This window comes from Bacillus cereus group sp. MG16, from assembly GCF_040459875.1.
GTDB classification, from domain to species: domain Bacteria; phylum Bacillota; class Bacilli; order Bacillales; family Bacillaceae_G; genus Bacillus_A; species Bacillus_A paranthracis.
In genome coordinates this window covers 3,758,522-3,776,980 of sequence record NZ_JARVHE010000001.1, presented here as the reverse complement: position 1 = coordinate 3,776,980, position 18,459 = coordinate 3,758,522, and the positions used below count along the sequence as shown (strand labels likewise).

Genomic DNA, 18,459 nt, shown 5'->3' with positions numbered 1-18,459 from the left:
AAAGGGTCGCAAATAGGTGTTTGGCGGGGAATAATATTTGTCAAATCGCGATGAATTGGCTAACATGAAAGAGGAAGGATTAGAGGTGAATTGTATGGAAGCGAAAACGATGAAGGATATGCAGAAAGAGGTAGATGCATATATTGGTCAGTTTAAAGAAGGTTATTTCAGTCCACTTGCAATGATGGCTCGTTTAACGGAAGAAATGGGGGAGCTTGCAAGAGAGGTGAATCATTATTATGGTGAGAAACCGAAGAAAACAACTGAAACAGAACGTAGTATTGAAGAAGAGCTTGGAGATGTATTATTTGTTATGATTTGTATGGCAAATAGTTTAAATATTGATTTAGAAACAGCACATAACATTGTAATGAATAAATTTAATACTCGCGATAAAGATCGCTGGACACGTATTGATGAGGGAGAGAAAGAATAATGAAAGAAATTAAAGTAATTATCGCTGGACCAAGAGGACGTATGGGACATGAAGCAGTTCTTCTTATGGAAAGAACGGAACATTTTAATTTAGTAGCAGCAGTGGATTATAAGCATGGTGGAGAGAAAATCTCTGATTTACCGGGAATGCCAACGCTAGATACACCTATTTACGCAGATTTACATACTTGTTTAGAGGAAGTAGAAGCAGATGTGTTGTTAGATTTAACAACGCCAGAAGTTGGGAAACAACACGTTACACTAGCAGTTGAGCGTGGACTTCGTTCTGTTATTGGTACAACTGGATTTACAGAAGAAGAGCTAAAACAATTAACCGAGACTGCAAAAGAAAAAGCAGTAGGAACAATTATCGCTCCAAACTTTGCAATTGGTGCAGTTCTTATGATGAAATTCTCACAAATGGCAGCGAAATACTTCCAAGATGTTGAAGTAATTGAATTGCATCATGATCAAAAACTAGATGCACCATCTGGTACAGCGGTAAAAACAGTAGAATTGATTCGTCAAAATCGTGAATCAAAGCAGCAAGGTCATCCAAATGAAGTAGAGCAACTAGAAGGGGCTCGTGGTGCAAACGTAGACGGCATTCACATTCATAGTGTACGTTTACCAGGACTTATTGCACACCAAGAAGTAATGTTTGGTGGAGACGGACAAATGTTAACAGTTCGTCATGATTCATTCAATCGTGCATCATTTATGTCTGGTGTAAAACTATCAATTGAGACAGTAATGAATCTAGATCATCTTGTGTACGGTTTAGAGAATATTATCGACTAAAGGGGAGACAACGGATGAAAATTGCCTTAATCGCACATGACAAAAAGAAAAATGACATGGTTTCGTTTGCATACGCATATAAACCAATTTTTGAACAACATGAATTATTTGCAACAGGAACGACAGGGCTTCGTATTATGGAAGCGACCGGTTTAGTTGTAACAAGATATCAATCTGGTCCTCTTGGTGGCGATCAAGAAATTGGTGCAATGATTGCGAAAAATGATTTAGACATGGTAATTTTCTTCCGCGATCCATTAACAGCACAGCCGCATGAACCGGATGTGAATGCATTGCTTCGTTTATGTGATGTATATGCAATTCCACTTGCAACGAATATGGCAAGTGCTGAAATGTTAATGCACGCATTAGAGCGAGGAGATTTAGATTACCGCAAGTTAAGAAAATGAGGGGAACAATTATGAGTGGATTACATATATTAGCGTTTGGTGCCCATGCCGATGATGTTGAAATCGGCATGGCGGGTACCATTGCTAAATATACGAAGCAAGGGTATGAAGTAGGTATTTGTGATTTAACAGAAGCTGATCTTTCTTCTAACGGAACGATAGAGTTAAGAAAAGAAGAAGCAAAGGCGGCAGCTCGTATAATGGGAGTAAAAACGAGACTAAATTTAGCGATGCCAGACCGTGGTTTGTATATGAAAGAAGAGTATATACGTGAAATTGTAAAGGTAATTCGTACATATAAACCAAAACTAGTTTTTGCGCCGTATTATGAAGATCGTCATCCAGATCATGCAAATTGTGCAAAACTGGTGGAAGAAGCTATTTTTTCAGCGGGAATTCGTAAATATATGCCAGAGATCCCACCACATCGTGTGGAGTCTTTTTATCATTATATGATTAATGGTTTTCATAAACCGAATTTTTGTATAGATATTAGTGAATACGTATCGCAAAAAGTGGAAGCATTAGAAGCGTATGAAAGTCAGTTTTCAACAGGGAGTGATGGTGTGAAAACGCCGTTAACAGAAGGTTACGTTGAAACTGTAGTCGCTCGTGAGAAAATGTTTGGAAAAGAAGTTGGAGTCTTATATGCCGAAGGGTTTATGAGTAAGAAACCGGTTTTATTACATGCTGATTTAATAGGGGGATGTAAATGAAATTAAAAATAGGTATTACATGTTATCCTTCTGTAGGTGGTTCTGGAGTTGTTGGAACAGAATTAGGAAAGCAATTAGCGGAACGCGGGCATGAAATTCATTTTATTACATCGGGTTTACCATTCCGGTTAAATAAAGTGTATCCAAACATTTATTTTCATGAAGTGACGGTAAATCAATACTCTGTATTTCAATATCCACCATACGATTTAGCGTTAGCGAGTAAAATGGCAGAGGTTGCACAAAGAGAAAATCTAGACATTTTACATGTGCATTACGCAATACCACATGCCATTTGTGCTTATTTAGCAAAACAAATGATTGGAGAGCGTATTAAAATTGTTACAACCTTGCATGGAACAGATATTACTGTGTTAGGATCCGACCCTTCGCTAAATAATTTAATTCGTTTTGGTATTGAGCAATCTGATGTTGTGACGGCTGTCTCGCATTCATTAATTAACGAAACGCATGAGCTTGTAAAACCAAATAAAGACATTCAAACGGTATATAACTTTATAGACGAACGTGTATATTTCAAACGTGATATGACCCAATTAAAAAAAGAATACGGTATAAGTGAGAGTGAAAAGATACTCATTCACATTTCAAACTTCCGTAAAGTGAAACGTGTGCAAGATGTTGTGCAGGCATTTGCTAAAATTGTTACAGAAGTAGATGCGAAGTTACTTCTTGTTGGAGATGGACCAGAATTTTGCACGATTTTACAGTTGGTGAAAAATTTACATATTGAAGATCGCGTCTTATTCTTAGGGAAGCAAGATAATGTTGCAGAACTACTTGCGATGAGTGATTTAATGTTGCTTTTATCAGAGAAGGAGAGTTTTGGTCTTGTTTTATTAGAAGCGATGGCGTGTGGTGTACCTTGTATCGGAACAAGGGTTGGAGGTATTCCAGAAGTCATTCAACATGGTGATACAGGATATTTATGTGAAGTTGGCGATACAACAGGAGTGGCAGATCAAGCCATTCAGCTATTAAAGGATGAAGAACTTCACCGTAATATGGGAGAGCGAGCAAGAGCAAGTGTTTACGAGCAGTTCCGCTCTGAAAAAATCGTCTCACAATATGAAACGATTTACTATGATGTACTAAGGGATGACAAAAATGGAAAGATTTAAAAAAGCTAGTTCTATTATTGAGACTTTAAAGCAAAAAGGACATGAGGCCTACTTTGTCGGTGGAAGCGTACGAGATCTTATTATCGATAGGCCGATTGGAGATATTGATATTGCGACATCTGCTTTACCAGAAGAAGTAATGGCTATATTTCCAAGACATGTGCCTGTTGGTCTTGAGCATGGAACTGTAATTGTTGTAGAAAATGGTGAACCTTATGAGGTAACCACTTTTCGAACAGAAAGCGAATATGAAGATTTTCGAAGACCTAGTAGTGTTCAATTTGTTCGTTCATTAGAAGAGGATTTAAAACGTCGTGATTTCACAATGAATGCAATTGCAATGACAGAAGAAGGAAAAATGGTCGATTTATTTGCTGGACAGGAAGCGATTCAAAAGAGAGAAATTGTGACTGTGGGAAATGCTGCGGATCGGTTTCAAGAAGATGCCCTGCGAATGATGCGTGGTATTCGGTTCGTAAGTACGTTAGGTTTTTCTTTAGAGACGAAAACGAAGCAAGCAATTGAAACATATGGACATTTGCTGGAACATATAGCAATTGAGAGAATTACAGTGGAGTTTGAAAAACTGTTAACTGGCACATATTGTGTGAAGGCTCTCAAACAATTAGTAGAAACGAAACTATTTTCTCATCTACCATATTTACAGATGTCAGAAGAGAAATTGTTAAAAGCTACGCAGTATAAATGGGATTCTTTTGAAGCAGACATTGAGGCGTGGGCGTTTTTCTTATATTGTATCGGGGAAGAACATCCAGCTGTCTTTTTACGTCAATGGAAGTTTTCGAATAAAAAAATAAAAGATATCGTCGCAGTTTTATTAACAATCCGTAAGAGAAAGGAGAAGGATTGGGATACAGTTCTTCTTTATAAAACGGGAATTCATATAGCTGAAATGGCAGAAAGAGTATATGAAGCGATGATTGAAAGCTATGATCATACAGCTGTTAACCGGGTACAAACGTTGTTTCAAGCATTGCCAATTAAGAGTCGACAAGAGATGAATGTGACTGGGAATGATTTGTTAAACTGGGCAAGTAAAAAGCCAGGTCCGTGGGTTGCTGAAATGATTCAAAAAATTGAAGAAGCAATTGTACAAGGAAACGTAGTAAATGAGAAAGAGTGTATAAGGGAGTGGCTGCAAGAATGCAATCTACTATAAGAAAGCAGTTATTGCAAGTTTTTTCGGAAGCGGATGGCGAGTTTGTATCTGGTCAAACGATTAGTGATAAACTTGGTTGCTCAAGAACTGCTGTGTGGAAACATATGGAGGACCTTCGGAATGAGGGATATGAACTTGAAGCTGTGCGTCGATTAGGTTATCGAATTGCAAGTAAGCCAGACAAAGTGACTGCGAATGAAATACAGTTAGGGTTACAAACGAAACATATTGGTAGAACAGTGTATTTTGAAGAGTCCGTTGAATCGACGCAACATATTGCAGCAAAGCTTGCTTATGAAGGTGCAGAAGAAGGAACAATTGTTGTGGCAGAAGAACAAACAGCGGGTAGAGGTCGTTTAAGCAGAAAATGGCATTCACCAAAAGGAACAGGAATTTGGATGAGTATTATTTTACGTCCATCAATCCCGGTTCAACATGCACCACAACTTACTTTGTTAGCCGCTGTTAGCGTTGCGCAAGCAATTGAAAAATGCACAGGTGTAAACGTAGGAATAAAATGGCCGAATGATATTTTAATTCAAGGGAAAAAGGCTGTAGGAATATTAACAGAAATGCAAGCTGATCCTGATAAAATTAATGCTGTCATTATGGGTATTGGTATTAATGCGAATCAAAAGCAAGAACATTTTGATGAGGAAATTCAGCATATTGCTACTTCTTTAGCGATTGAATCTGGTAAGCCAATTGTTCGTGCGGAGCTTATGCAACAAATCTTTTTACAACTAGAAAAATTATATGAAGAGTATTTACAAAATGGTTTCTCTGTCATTAAAATTCTTTGGGAAAGTTACGCTGTGAGTATCGGGAAAGAAATTAACGCTCGAACGATGAGAGAGACAATTACAGGGATAGCAAAAGGAATTACAGAGGATGGTGTATTGCTTCTAGAAGATCATGAAGGAAAAGTACATCACATTCATTCTGCGGATATCGAAATTAAGTAAAAGAAGTTCCTATTTTGGAACTTCTTTTTTATTTCAATATTAATAAAATCTTTTAATATTTAAGTTTTATTTTAAAAGATCGTCCAGTTGAGTTTGCTTCTTATTTGACGATTACTTTACCTTCCATTCCTTTGAGGAGATGGTATCGACATATTAATTCATATGTACCGGCACTGTTAGGTTGCACGGTAATGTTTTTTTCTTTTCCTGACTCGACGACGACGTCAATACCGAGTTTTTTGATTGTAAAGGTATGCTCACTCTTACCTTTATTTTTCAACAGTAATGTTGTTGATTCGTTAATTGGAATCGTGATGACGTTTGGATTAAAGTAATCATCGTTTAGCTCAACTTCAATCACTTTCGCTGACGCAATAGGTTGTGCCAAGTCGTTAACTGAGGCAAATACATTGAGGGAATTTAAAGTTGTTATTACCACAAGCATCACAAGAAAACCGATGAATCGAAATAACCATTTGTTTATAGACATTCGCAATTCTCCTTTTGTAAGTATATCTCCTCAATTAACCTGCATCATTATTTTATGAGTTATACCATGTATTTAAAAAGTTTATCTTTCTATGATTGAATCGTTTACTTATAAATTTCACATACCGTAATAAGAATAAAAATTATTTTTTCAAAAAAATGTAGTAATTCCTTTTTAGAGTTTGCTATAATTAGTTCGAATATGGGCAGTATCAGAGCGAACTGCACCATGATTCGATGCAATACAAAAAATAATAACTTGGATTCTGCCTTGATCCAATAACGGACTGGGACAGAGGGATGAATAATGCCGACTAACACACAACCCTTCTGCCCTTTTATGGCCAGAGGGGTTTTTTATATGATTTCGGCCATCTCCTCTCTCCTGTATAAAGGAGGAGTAGTTTTTGAAAACAAAAACAGATTTTTTGAAAATGAAAGAGCAAGGTGAGCCGATTACAATGCTAACGGCGTATGATTATCCATCTGCTAAGTTAGCAGAAGAAGCGGAAGTTGATATGATTTTAGTTGGAGATTCCCTTGGGATGGTTGTGCTCGGCTACGATTCAACAGTACCTGTAACAGTAGAGGATATGATTCATCATACGAAAGCTGTACGCCGAGGAGCGAAAGAGACGTTTATTGTAACTGATATGCCATTTATGTCGTATCATGTGTCGCCTCAAGATACGATGGTGAATGCACGCCGCATCGTTCAAGAGAGTGGTGCTCATGCACTGAAGGTAGAAGGTGCAGGAGAAGTGATATCAACTATTCATTACTTGACGAGTGCGGGAATTCCTGTAGTGGCGCACTTAGGCTTAACTCCTCAATCTGTAGGAGTGTTAGGTGGCTATAAAGTACAAGGAAAAGATGCTGAAAGTGCAAAAAAATTAATAGAAGATGCGAAGAGATGTGAGGAAGCTGGTGCGATAGCACTTGTATTAGAATGTGTGCCAATGCAGCTAGCAGAATTTATTTCGAAGCAACTAACAATTCCAACGATTGGAATTGGAGCAGGACAAAAAGTGGATGGGCAAGTACTCGTTTATCATGATCTTATCTCATATGGCGTAAATCGTGTTCCGAAATTTGTGAAGCAATATACGTCTGTTCAAGAGGAGATTGTGCGAGGGATTTCACAATACGTAACTGAAGTAAAGACAGGTCAATTTCCGGAAGAAAAACATTCATTCACAATGAAAGAGGAAGAATGTTTAGCGTTATACGGAGGAAAACAATAATGAAAATCATAAATACAGTGCAAGAGATGCAGCAAATTACAAACGAACTACGTGCAAGTGGAAAAAGTATTGGTTTTGTCCCAACGATGGGTTATTTACATGAAGGTCATGCGACTTTATTACGTAAGGCAAGAGAAGAAAATGGAATTGTAGTTTTAAGCGTGTTTGTTAATCCGCTACAGTTTGGACCAAATGAAGATTTAGATCGATACCCTCGTGATATTGATAGAGATGAAAATGTAGCAAAAGAAAACGGTGTAGATTATTTATTTTATCCGAGCGTAGAAGAAATGTATCCAGTAGAACAAACGACAACGGTAGAAGTTGTGAAGCGTACCGATGTATTATGCGGTAAACAAAGACCAGGTCATTTCGCTGGTGTTGCGACTGTACTCATGAAACTATTTAATATTACATTGCCAACACGCGCGTATTTCGGTATGAAAGATGCACAGCAAGTTGCTGTCATTGAAGGATTTGTCGCTGATTTTAATATTCCGGTTACAATCGTACCGGTGGATATTGTAAGGGAAGAAGATGGATTAGCGAAAAGTTCTCGTAACGTGTATTTATCACAAGAAGAGCGTAAAGAGGCTCCTCATTTATACCGCAGTCTATGTATGGCAAAAGAAAGAATTGAGGCAGGAGAACGTAATGCAGAAATTATTACAACTCTTGTAAAAGAATATATTGAGACGTATACGAAAGGCACTGTAGATTATGTTGATTTATATGCATACCCTTCACTACAAGTATTGGAGCAAATTGAAGGGCGAATCATTTTAGCAATTGCAGTTAAATTTGAAAATGTACGATTAATTGACAATATAACATTAACGGTTAAATAAGGGGGAGCATCTATGTTTCGCACAATGATGAGAGCGAAGTTACATCGCGCAACAGTAACAGAAGCAAATTTAAATTATGTAGGTAGTATTACAATTGATGAAGATTTAATGGATGCAGTAAATATTGTAGAAAATGAAAAAGTTCAAATTGTAAATAATAATAATGGTGCTCGCTTAGAGACATATGTTATTAAAGGGGGACGTGGTAGCGGTGTTGTTTGTTTGAATGGTGCAGCTGCAAGGCTTGTACAGCCAGGAGATAAAGTTATTATTATTTGCTACGGTCTAGTGGCAGAAGAAAATATTCATAAACAAGAGCCGAAAATTGCAGTATTAGACGATGATAATCAAATTATTGAAATGTTAGGTGCTGAAAAAGCGGGTACGATATTATAAGTAAGAAGGCTATCTCTATTATGGAGATAGCCTTTTTTGTGCATCTTTTCATTAAGATGAGATAAAACGTGGTATAGTAACATTATATAATTTTCTGTTTGATAGGTAAGAAATTGAGGTGTTACATATATGAGTAAGCGTTATGTCGTTGTGGATTTAGAGACGACAGGGAACTCCTGGAAGGATGGGAAAGATAAAATTACCCAAATTGCAGCTGTTGTAGTGGAAGATGGAGAGATATTAGAGATTTTTTCATCTTTTATTAATCCGAAGAGAGAGATTCCACCATTTATTACAGAGTTAACAGGGATTGATGAGAGTATGGTTAAGCAAGCCCCGTTATTTGAAGATGTAGCCCCGATGGTTGTTGAGCTATTACAAGGTGCAGCTTTCGTTGCACATAACGTTCACTTTGATTGGAATTTTTTAACGGAAGAATTAAGGCAGGCTGGATATACAGAAATACATTGTCCAAAAGTTGATACAGTTGAGTTGGCGCAAATTCTTTTGCCAACGGCTGATAGTTATAAATTACGTGATTTAGCTAAACAACACGAATTAGAGCATGATCAGCCGCATCGTGCGGATAGTGATGCTCTTGCAACAGCGGAATTGTTTTTACAATTTTTAAATGAAATTGAGAAGTTACCCCTTGTCACCTTGCAATCGCTTTATGAATTGAGTGATGTGTTTCAAAGTGATATAGCGGATGTGCTTTCTGAAAATATTTTAAAGAAAATGATGCATGGTAAAAAAGGAGCAGAGGGATATGAAGTGTATCGAAATATTGCCCTTCGAAAACGGAATTATTCTTTAAACTTAAGTGAAACATGTGCATTTAAATTTGATGCTTTCTTGCATAAGACAATTGATAAACTTGAGTCGAATATGCCAAATTTTGAAAAAAGAGAAAGCCAACAGAGTATGATGAAGGAAATATATACAGCGCTAAGAGATTCTAGGTTTTCACTAATTGAAGCAGGAACAGGAACAGGAAAGACTCTTGCATATTTGCTTCCAAGTATTTATTTTGCAAAGAAAAAAGAAGAACCTGTCATCATAAGTACCCAAACTGTACAACTGCAGCAACAAATACTAGAAAAAGAAATTCCATTATTACAGAAAATAATGCCATTTTCATTTGAAGTAGCTCTTCTGAAAGGAAGAAAGCATTATCTTTGTCTACATAAATTTGAATATGCTTTGCAAGAAGAAGAGAAGAATTATGATATGGCGCTCACGAAGGCAAAAATTTTAGTGTGGTTATTGCAAACGGAAACGGGCGATCGTGATGAATTAAATATTCCTGAGGGCGGAAAGTTACTTTGGAACCGGATTTGTAGTGATGTACATAGTCCGGGTGGGATGCAAAGCAACTGGTTTAGTCGTTGTTTTTATCAACGAGCAAAGAATAGAGCATTATTTGCAGATATCGTTATTACAAATCATGCGTTATTATTTCAAGATTTTTCAAGTGAAGAACCACTGTTTGCTTCATGTGAACATATTATTTTTGATGAGGCTCATCATATCGAGGAAGCAGCGAGTAGAACATTAGGTGAACAGTTCTCCTGTATGTATTTCCAGCTAGTTTTATCTCGTCTTGGTACGCTAGAAACAGATGATGTACTTTCTAAAGTATATAAAATGATGAAAAAATCAGAGCAAGCCTCCCGTTCTACTTTCCGCATGGTAAGTCATAGTTTGAAGGAATTGAAATTTGATGCGGATGAGCTATTCCAAATGTTACGTGCATTCATCTTTAAACAAACAAAGCAGGAACAAGGGATCAGCAATATGCCACTCATTTATCGATATAACACGGAAGTAGAGAAAGGTAAGTTATGGGATAGTATTACCGAGTTAACAAATCGCTTTGTATATGATGTAAGAAAATTACTCTCTACACTTGAGAAGCAAGTTGATATATTGCAAAGTAAATTAGAATGGGAAATGCATGTTGTTACAGGTGAATTTATGCATTTAATTGAGTTGTTGAGAAAGATGGCGCATTCTTTACAAGTACTCATTTTAGAAAAAAATTCATATGTGACATGGATGGAAACTGAAACGAAGGGAACCATTCATTCAACTGTTTTATATGGACAACCTGTTCATATTGGTGAAAGATTTGCTGATGAATTTTTAACAGAGAAAAAGAGTGTTATTTTCACATCAGCAACGCTAACAGTAAACGATTCATTTGACTATATAAAAGAAGAGCTAGGCTTACATGATTTTGCTCCAAATACATTACAGGTCCCATCACCATTCCATTTTGAAGAACAGATGAAATTAATGGTTTCAACGGATGTGCCCTTTATTAAGCAAGCAAGTAATGAAGAATATATTGAATCTGTGTCGGCTCATATTGCAAAAATAGCGAAAGCTACAGAAGGTAGAATGCTTGTTTTGTTCACTTCGTATGAAATGTTGAAAGAAGCGTATACGAATTTGAAAAATGATGAGGAATTAGAAGGCTATTTATTATTAACGCAAAGTGTGAATAATAAGAGCAGAAGTCGTCTCATTCGTAAGTTTCAAGAGTTCGATAAATCAATTTTATTAGGAACAAGTAGTTTTTGGGAAGGGATAGATATACCTGGAGATGCCCTTAGTTGTCTTGTTATTGTCCGCCTTCCCTTTACGCCTCCTCATCAACCGATGATGGAAGCAAAAGGAGAGTGGTTAAAAAATCAAGGAGAGGACGTATTCGCTAAGTTAGCACTCCCGCAAGCAATACTGCGTTTCAAACAAGGATTTGGTCGTCTTATTAGAACAAGTACAGATACCGGAACGGTGTTTGTATTAGATCGTCGTTTGACAAGCGCTTCCTATGGAAAACGTTTTTTACAATCAATTCCAACTGTTCCGCTTTATGAAGGCCCTCTAGAAGAATTGTTAGAACAATTAAAGGAACGGCCAATTGAATAAAATTGGTAGGAAAAACACGCCTGAAGTGCATGTAAACTTCAGGCGTAAAAAATGTGGGTAGGAGGAATTTTATTTTTCTTACTTCTTGTATACAAAATGTATTGGTTTTCGACTTGAAACCTTTTTTTGCTGTACATGTCCTGCTATAATAGATGGGTGATGAAGCAGGGGTTGTAAAGAATGTACTCTTATTGTAACCGCATTGCGTTCTTCTATAATTAGAAATTTTTGTGTAACGGAGGAGTTTTTTCATGGATAAGAAAATCGAAGTCCTATCAACGACGCGTATTAAATATTCGTCTGACTTGTATAAAATCGTTGATAGTTTGAATCGTACGTTAAAAGAGCAGGACCTCATGTTCGGATTAGCATTAGACGAAAAAGATAAAGAAACAGCTGTATTTACGATTTACAGAACGTAGTGATACAATGAAAAAGTGGATCTTTGCAATCGTTATCGTAATCGTTGCTAGCGGAATATATGGGGCGTATGTTTATAATAAAGCAATGGAAAAGAAAATCCCTAAAGAGGCAAAATCTGTAGAAATTGCAAAAGAAAAAGCAAAGCTTATAAAAGTAAAATCTGTGGATTATTATAACGGAGAATCTTCATATACTGTCGTACAAGGTACAGATGAAAAAGGAGAACAACTTATCGTTTGGGTGCCTGAGAAAAAAGGGGAAACTATAGTAAGGAAAAAGAGTGAAGGTATTTCTGAAAAAGAGGCTTTACAAAGAACGATTGAACAAGTCGGAGATGACAGTAAAGAGCACAAAAGTAAGCCTAAAGAAATTTTAAAAATAAAATTAGGCTTTGAAAGTAATATACCATTATGGGAAGTTACATATATTGATGATGAAAATCGTTATAGTTATTACTATCTTGCATTTAAAGATGGGCAGTTTTTACGACGATACAGCATTGAAAAATAGATGTAGGGGGAACTACAAATGAAATTAGCAAAGCGAGTAGCTGCTTTAACACCATCTGCAACTTTAGAAATTACAGCAAAGGCACAAGCATTAAAAGCAGAAGGTCATGATGTAATTGGATTAGGGGCAGGAGAACCTGACTTTAATACGCCAGAACATATTATGGATGCTGCATATAAAGCGATGTTAGAAGGACATACGAAGTATACACCAACAGGTGGGTTACAAGCGTTAAAGCAAGAAATTGTGAAGAAGTTTACTCGCGATCAAGGAATTGCGTATGATCCGTCTGAAATTATTGTATGTAACGGCGCAAAGCATGCATTATATACATTATTCCAAGTGTTACTTGATGAAGGTGATGAAGTTATCATCCCTACGCCATACTGGGTAAGTTATCCGGAACAAGTAAAGCTTGCTGGTGGTAAGCCAGTTTATGTAGAAGGCCTTGAAGATAATGAATACAAAATTACAGCGAAGCAGCTGCGTGAGGCAATTACAGAGAAAACGAAAGCAGTTATTATTAATTCACCGAGCAATCCAACAGGAATGATTTACAGCAAAGAAGAATTACAACAGCTTGGAGAAGTATGTTTAGAACACAATATTTTAATCGTTTCAGATGAAATTTATGAGAAATTAATTTATGGTGGAGCAGAATATACTTCGGTTGCCCAGCTTTCTAATGCATTAAAAGAACAAACACTTATTATTAATGGTGTATCTAAATCTCATTCTATGACAGGATGGCGTATTGGATATGCAGCAGGAAATAAGCAGCTTATTAAAGCGATGACGAACTTAGCGAGTCATAGTACGTCAAACCCTACTTCAATCGCTCAATACGGCGCAATCGCGGCATATGCAGGCTCACAAGAACCTGTAGAAACAATGCGTCAAGCATTTGAAGAGAGATTAAACATTATTTATGATAAATTAATTCAAATCCCTGGCTTTACTTGCATTAAACCACAAGGTGCATTTTACTTATTCCCTAATGTAAAAGAAGCAGTAGCTTTATCAGGATACGAAACTGTTGATGATTGGGCAAAAGCTCTATTAGAAGAGGAAAAAGTAGCTCTTGTACCAGGTACAGGATTTGGTGCTCCAAATAACGTTCGTTTATCATATGCGACATCTCTTGAACAAGTGGAGAAAGCATTAGAACGTATTCATACGTTTATGAAAAGTAAAGTGCAAGCTTAATTGTATATTTTATTAATGTAATACAAAAACCTTCCTACATAATAGGGAGGTTTTTTTGACGAATTGTGGCAAAAAGAAATAGCGAAAGGTGTGTTATACTAGAGAGCGAGGTGTTTGGTGATGAAAAAGAAAATGATGTTACAGTGGTTTGAGCAGGGAAGCATTGCAATTCCAAAATTACTTATGATGCATTATAAAAAATTAGGGTTAAATGAAACGGAATTTATGGTTGTACTTCATGTACATACATTTTTAGAATCGGGCAATTCGTTTCCGACTCCGTCAGAGATTTCAGAACGGATGACGATTACCGAAATGAAATGTATGGAAGTAATTCAGGCATTGATTCAAAAAGGTTTTTTATCACTAGAAGGTGGACAAAAATCAGAAGCGATGATGTGTGAAAGTTATTCTTTACAACCGCTATGGGAAAAAATATTGCATTTCTTAATGAATGAATCGATAGAGGAAGAACAAAAAGAAATAAAGCAATTGCAAGTAAATTTATATACAGTATTTGAAAAAGAATTTGGAAGACCACTTTCTCCATTTGAATGTGAAACGTTGGGAATGTGGGAAGATCAAGATCAACATCATCCGAATTTAATTCAAGCGGCCCTCAGGGAAGCTGTAATGAGTGGTAAGCTTAATTTCCGATATATTGATCGTATTTTATTTGAATGGAAAAAGAATGGTATTAAAACAGTAGATCAAGCCCAAAACCAAGGACGGAAATTTAGAGCAAATCAACAACGAACGCAGCAAACGACAAAACAAGAGACGAAATTTACTGGAAAAGTGCCTTTTTATAATTGGTTGGAGCAGTAATGTAGGAGGAAGTATATGTTAAATAAAACGCAAATTCGCTATTGTTTAGACACAATGGCGGATATGTATCCAGAAGCACATTGTGAATTAATTCATGATAATCCGTTTGAACTAGTAATAGCGGTAGCGTTATCTGCACAATGTACAGATGCACTTGTAAATAAAGTGACGAAAAATTTATTTCAAAAATATAAAACACCAGAAGATTATTTAAGTGTTTCGCTAGAAGAATTACAACAAGATATACGTTCTATTGGTTTGTATAGAAATAAAGCAAAAAACATTCAAAAATTGTGCAGAATGTTATTAGATGATTACAATGGGGAAGTGCCGAAAGATCGAGATGAGCTTACGAAGTTACCAGGTGTAGGTCGGAAAACAGCAAACGTAGTTGTTTCGGTAGCGTTTGGTATTCCGGCAATTGCTGTTGATACGCATGTAGAGAGAGTGAGTAAACGGTTAGCGATTTGTAGATGGAAAGATTCGGTGTTAGAAGTAGAAAAGACATTAATGAAGAAAATTCCGATGGATGAATGGAGCGTTACACATCACCGTATGATTTTCTTTGGACGTTATCACTGTAAAGCGCAGCGACCACAATGTGAAGAGTGCCCTTTACTAGAAGTATGCCGAGAAGGAAAGAAGCGAATGAAGGGGAAATAAAGGATGGAGCGAGTGATAGAAATACCGAGAGAATTTCGGTGCTTACCATTTTTTAAAGAAAGTATAAATTCGATTGCGTATTATACAGAACAGTCATTTGAAGAAACAATACAAAAGACTTATTTTATATATGATATGGAAAGACAATATGAGCCGTGGAATGAAATTGAAAACAGTATTCCGGTAATGTTGAATGTATGGAAAAATAAGCATGAGGACATTGCTACTTTATTTCGAAACAGAAAGAAACAAGAAGCTGAAGGTCCGATGATTCTTTTTGCAGCACATTTATTATCAATTGTATATTGGCTAAATGAGCAACCTGTTCATAGTTTGAATAAAATAGAAGATTTTACGAGTGAATTGGAAGTTCAACCAGTTAATTTTATAGAGCGATATTCGTTCATTATAAAGAAACCGAATAATTATCATTCTTATATTCAGTTAGCGCAGTTGTATATTGAAATAGAAAAGCTATATGTAAAGAAAATGATAACAAAAAAGAAGCCCTGTTCTCGTTAAGAGAAAGGACTTCTTTTTTTGTATTAAGACTCTGTTGTAACAACATTTCCGTCTGCGTGAGGTGTATCTTCGCCGGTATTGTGTTGTTGCTCTTGTTGTTTCTTAGCTTCTTCTTCAGCTTTTTTTCTAGCTTCCTCTTCAGCTTTCTTTTGAGCCTCTTCTTGCTGTTTACGTTGTTGTTCTTGTTGTTTTTTAGCTTCTTCTTCAGCTTTTTTTCTAGCTTCCTCTTCAGCTTTCTTTTGAGCTTCTTCTTGTTGTTTACGTTGTTGTTCTTGTTGTTTCTGAGCTTCTTCTTCAGCTTTTTTAGTAGCTTCTTCTTGTTTTAATTTGTCTTCATTGGCCTTTTTCTGAGCTTCCTCATCAGCTTTTTTCTTAGCTTCTTCTTCAGCCTTCTTCTTAGCAGCCTCATCTTCAGCTTTCTTCGCGTCTGGAGTTCCTCCAGGCGCAGTGAAGGATGCACCAACGGCAGGGCTTGTTCCAGTGCCTTTTTTCGCTACTACAGAGAAGCTGTAAGTAACGCCTGGTTTAATACCACCAAGAGTAGCTGTCGTACCTTTTATTGATAAACTACCACTTGAACCGTCAGTCGCTTTATAGCTTGCGGCATACGCATCAACTTCTGCTGGTCCAGACCAGTTTAGTGTAACTGTGCTAGCGCCATCGAAAGTGACATTAAGACCACTAGGTGCATCTACTTTAATTTGTTTCACTGCATCCTTTTTAGCGCCTTTTACGTACAATTCACCATTTAATTCTTGTACAGAAGAAGGGCGTTCGAAACGAGTTTTATCTGTAGCGAATTTACTCATCATTACTTGGAACATTTGCTGTGCAATTCTAGTATAACGATCACTAATGTAGTTTTCTGGGCCATTTTTTTCGTACCCAGTCCATACTGCCATTGTATATTGCGGTGTATATCCAGCGAACCAGCTATCTCTGTTTGCATCAGCTGGAATACCATATTCTTTTATAACATCTGCATCAAAGTTTTGTGTTCCTGTTTTACCGGCAACATCAACACCTGAAACGTATGCTGTTGGACCAGTACCGCCAGAACCAGGTTTTACGACGTCACGAAGAACGTCAGTCACCATATAAGCTGTGTAGTCTTGCATCGCACGTTGTTCTTTCGGTTTAAAACTTTTCTTTTTCCCATCTGGGAAGGTAACTTCTTTTACGAAGTGCGGTTTATTGTAGTTCCCACCATTACCAAAGGCTGCATATGCACCTGCTACTTGTAATGGAGAACTATCGTTACTACCAATTGCTGTTGATTCAAATGTTTTGCCGTCTTTAAATGTCATACCTAAACCTTCAGCAAACGCTTGTGACTTAGGAAGACCAACCGCTTGGGCTGTTTTTAAAGCTGGGATGTTTAATGACTTTTTCAAAGCTTCACGTAGTGAAACGTCACCTTTGTAACTATTTGTTGCATTTCGTATCTTTTTACCATTGGAATACGTATACTCTGAGTCATTTAATTGATGGTATGTAGACCATTGTAAATTTTCAATTGCTGGGCCGTAGTCAAAAATTGGTTTCATTGTTGAACCGACTTGGCGTTTTAAATCGGTGGCCATATTATGACCTTTGAAAGTAGACTTACTTCCTTTACGCCCAGCTCCAATTGCTCGAACTTCACCAGATTGTGTATCCATAAATACGAACGATCCTTGGAATTGATCATTCGGATACTTAATAAGATTGCCATCCATAATTTTTTCAGCATAATCTTGAGCATTTTGATCAAGTGTTGTATGAATCGTTAAACCATCTGAACCAATATTTACATCAGGATATTCTTTTTCAACTTCTTTTACAACCGCATCTAAAAATGCTTGATACTTCATCTCAGTTATTTCTGAAGACGGTTGAAGACCCTCTGTTACTGGAATCTTAACTGCATTATTCATTTCTTCTTTTGTTATATAACCATGTCGATTCATTAATGACAATACGACATTACGACGATTTGTTGCTCGTTCAACATTTTCCTTTTTGGTTGGATCATAAATGTTTGGACCTTGGGGTAAACCAGCGAGCATAGCAGCTTCATGTAACTGTAAGTCTTTTAAATCTTTACCATAATATTTTTGCGCTGCTGTCGCAATACCATATGAACGGTTACCTAAATTAATCTTATTTAAGTACATTTCTAAAATCTCATGTTTAGAGTATTGTTGCTCTAATTTGTAAGATAGGTACCATTCTTGTACTTTTCTCTTTGCAGTTTTGTCCATCGTTAGAAAATAGTTTTTGACTACTTGTTGTGTAATCGTACTACCACCTTGAGATCCGAAACCTCCAGTGACATTTTCCATAACTGCTTTTGTAGTTCGTTTAAAATCAATACCATTATGATCATAGAAACGTGAGTCCTCAGTTGCAAGGAATGCATTTTCAACTACTTTTGGAATTTGATCATACGTAACGTGGGTTCGTTTTTCAGCACCGTATTCATAGAAAAAGTTCCCATCTTTATCAAGAAACTTTGTTGATAAAGGATTGACGAGTTTTGATTTGTCTAATTTTGGAGCATCCTTCACCATAACAAAGAAAGCGGAAACGCCAGCTACAAGACCAACGATACCAAGAAGTAGACAACCTATAAGGAATTTTTTAAAAAAGGAGCCTTTTTTCTTTGGTTTTTTCTCTGTATTTGTTTCTTGCTTTTGATTTTTTACATGATTTCGTTCTGTACGAGAACGATAATTATCTGACATTATACTTTCTCCTACCTTTCA

Annotated in this window: 19 protein-coding genes; 17 read left to right on the top strand and 2 right to left on the bottom strand. The window is 36.7% G+C overall.

What is annotated here, in order from left to right; translation table 11 throughout:
* Nucleotides 1-94: 94 nt before the first annotated feature.
* From QCI73_RS19525 to QCI73_RS19495, 7 genes are read left to right on the top strand one after another with little or no spacing between them, the layout of a single operon-like run.
* Complete coding sequence (locus QCI73_RS19525; protein WP_001992677.1) at nt 95-436, top strand: nucleotide pyrophosphohydrolase; 342 nt, start codon at nt 95-97, stop codon at nt 434-436.
* Complete coding sequence (gene dapB, locus QCI73_RS19520) at nt 436-1,236, top strand: dihydrodipicolinate reductase (protein ID WP_327922239.1); 801 nt, start codon at nt 436-438, stop codon at nt 1,234-1,236. The genes QCI73_RS19525 and dapB overlap by 1 nt, the downstream gene beginning before the upstream one ends.
* Before the next feature lie 14 nt (nt 1,237-1,250).
* Nucleotides 1,251-1,646: a methylglyoxal synthase gene (gene mgsA / locus QCI73_RS19515; protein ID WP_000684765.1), complete on the top strand. Its 396-nt coding sequence runs from the start codon at nt 1,251-1,253 to the stop codon at nt 1,644-1,646.
* A gap of 11 nt (nt 1,647-1,657) precedes the next feature.
* Nucleotides 1,658-2,362, top strand: coding sequence for a bacillithiol biosynthesis deacetylase BshB1 (gene bshB1 / locus QCI73_RS19510; RefSeq protein ID WP_070805624.1), 705 nt, complete (start codon nt 1,658-1,660; stop codon nt 2,360-2,362).
* Nucleotides 2,359-3,504: an N-acetyl-alpha-D-glucosaminyl L-malate synthase BshA gene (gene bshA, locus QCI73_RS19505; protein WP_262725575.1), complete on the top strand. Its 1,146-nt coding sequence runs from the start codon at nt 2,359-2,361 to the stop codon at nt 3,502-3,504. The genes bshB1 and bshA overlap by 4 nt, the downstream gene beginning before the upstream one ends.
* Complete coding sequence (locus QCI73_RS19500) at nt 3,491-4,684, top strand: CCA tRNA nucleotidyltransferase (protein ID WP_327922238.1); 1,194 nt, start codon at nt 3,491-3,493, stop codon at nt 4,682-4,684. The genes bshA and QCI73_RS19500 overlap by 14 nt, the downstream gene beginning before the upstream one ends.
* Nucleotides 4,669-5,649: a biotin--[acetyl-CoA-carboxylase] ligase gene (locus tag QCI73_RS19495; protein ID WP_001192048.1), complete on the top strand. Its 981-nt coding sequence runs from the start codon at nt 4,669-4,671 to the stop codon at nt 5,647-5,649. Before QCI73_RS19500 ends, QCI73_RS19495 begins: the two co-directional genes overlap by 16 nt.
* 100 nt (nt 5,650-5,749) lie before the next feature.
* Here the strand turns inward: QCI73_RS19495 and QCI73_RS19490 are convergent, their stop codons facing one another.
* Nucleotides 5,750-6,139 (bottom strand): cupredoxin domain-containing protein, encoded by a 390-nt coding sequence (locus QCI73_RS19490; protein WP_262725577.1) that lies wholly within the window; start codon nt 6,137-6,139, stop codon nt 5,750-5,752.
* Nucleotides 6,140-6,545: 406 nt separating this feature from the next.
* Between QCI73_RS19490 and panB the strand changes: the two genes are divergently transcribed.
* From panB to QCI73_RS19440, 10 genes are all read left to right on the top strand, one after another.
* Nucleotides 6,546-7,382: a 3-methyl-2-oxobutanoate hydroxymethyltransferase gene (gene panB / locus QCI73_RS19485; RefSeq protein ID WP_000853114.1), complete on the top strand. Its 837-nt coding sequence runs from the start codon at nt 6,546-6,548 to the stop codon at nt 7,380-7,382.
* On the top strand, nt 7,382-8,230 hold the full coding sequence (gene panC, locus QCI73_RS19480) for a pantoate--beta-alanine ligase (RefSeq protein ID WP_353823586.1): 849 nt from the start codon (nt 7,382-7,384) through the stop codon (nt 8,228-8,230). The genes panB and panC overlap by 1 nt, the downstream gene beginning before the upstream one ends.
* A gap of 12 nt (nt 8,231-8,242) precedes the next feature.
* Complete coding sequence (gene panD, locus QCI73_RS19475; RefSeq protein WP_262725580.1) at nt 8,243-8,626, top strand: aspartate 1-decarboxylase; 384 nt, start codon at nt 8,243-8,245, stop codon at nt 8,624-8,626.
* A gap of 129 nt (nt 8,627-8,755) precedes the next feature.
* Complete coding sequence (dinG, locus tag QCI73_RS19470) at nt 8,756-11,560, top strand: ATP-dependent DNA helicase DinG (RefSeq protein ID WP_327922237.1); 2,805 nt, start codon at nt 8,756-8,758, stop codon at nt 11,558-11,560.
* A 251-nt stretch (nt 11,561-11,811) separates the two neighbouring features.
* On the top strand, nt 11,812-11,982 hold the full coding sequence (locus QCI73_RS19465; protein ID WP_000358352.1) for a YpmA family protein: 171 nt from the start codon (nt 11,812-11,814) through the stop codon (nt 11,980-11,982).
* Nucleotides 11,983-11,989: 7 nt separating this feature from the next.
* On the top strand, nt 11,990-12,493 hold the full coding sequence (locus QCI73_RS19460) for a cell wall elongation regulator TseB-like domain-containing protein (protein WP_070805629.1): 504 nt from the start codon (nt 11,990-11,992) through the stop codon (nt 12,491-12,493).
* Nucleotides 12,494-12,511: 18 nt separating this feature from the next.
* The gene (aspB, locus tag QCI73_RS19455; protein WP_353823585.1) at nt 12,512-13,699 is read left to right on the top strand and encodes an aspartate transaminase AspB; all 1,188 of its coding nucleotides are present in this window, start codon (nt 12,512-12,514) and stop codon (nt 13,697-13,699) included.
* A gap of 120 nt (nt 13,700-13,819) precedes the next feature.
* Nucleotides 13,820-14,527 carry a DNA replication protein DnaD gene (gene dnaD, locus QCI73_RS19450; RefSeq protein WP_000728540.1) on the top strand — a complete coding sequence of 236 codons (708 nt, stop codon included), beginning with the start codon at nt 13,820-13,822 and terminating at the stop codon, nt 14,525-14,527.
* A gap of 15 nt (nt 14,528-14,542) precedes the next feature.
* Entirely contained in the window at nt 14,543-15,190 is a 648-nt protein-coding gene (nth, locus tag QCI73_RS19445; RefSeq protein WP_000933025.1) for an endonuclease III, read from the top strand.
* 3 nt (nt 15,191-15,193) lie between these two features.
* Entirely contained in the window at nt 15,194-15,712 is a 519-nt protein-coding gene (locus tag QCI73_RS19440; protein ID WP_353823583.1) for a YpoC family protein, read from the top strand.
* A gap of 23 nt (nt 15,713-15,735) precedes the next feature.
* Here QCI73_RS19440 and QCI73_RS19435 read toward each other — a convergent pair whose 3' ends face one another.
* On the bottom strand, nt 15,736-18,438 hold the full coding sequence (locus QCI73_RS19435) for a PBP1A family penicillin-binding protein (RefSeq protein WP_327922236.1): 2,703 nt from the start codon (nt 18,436-18,438) through the stop codon (nt 15,736-15,738).
* Between the last annotated feature and the right edge of the window lie 21 nt (nt 18,439-18,459).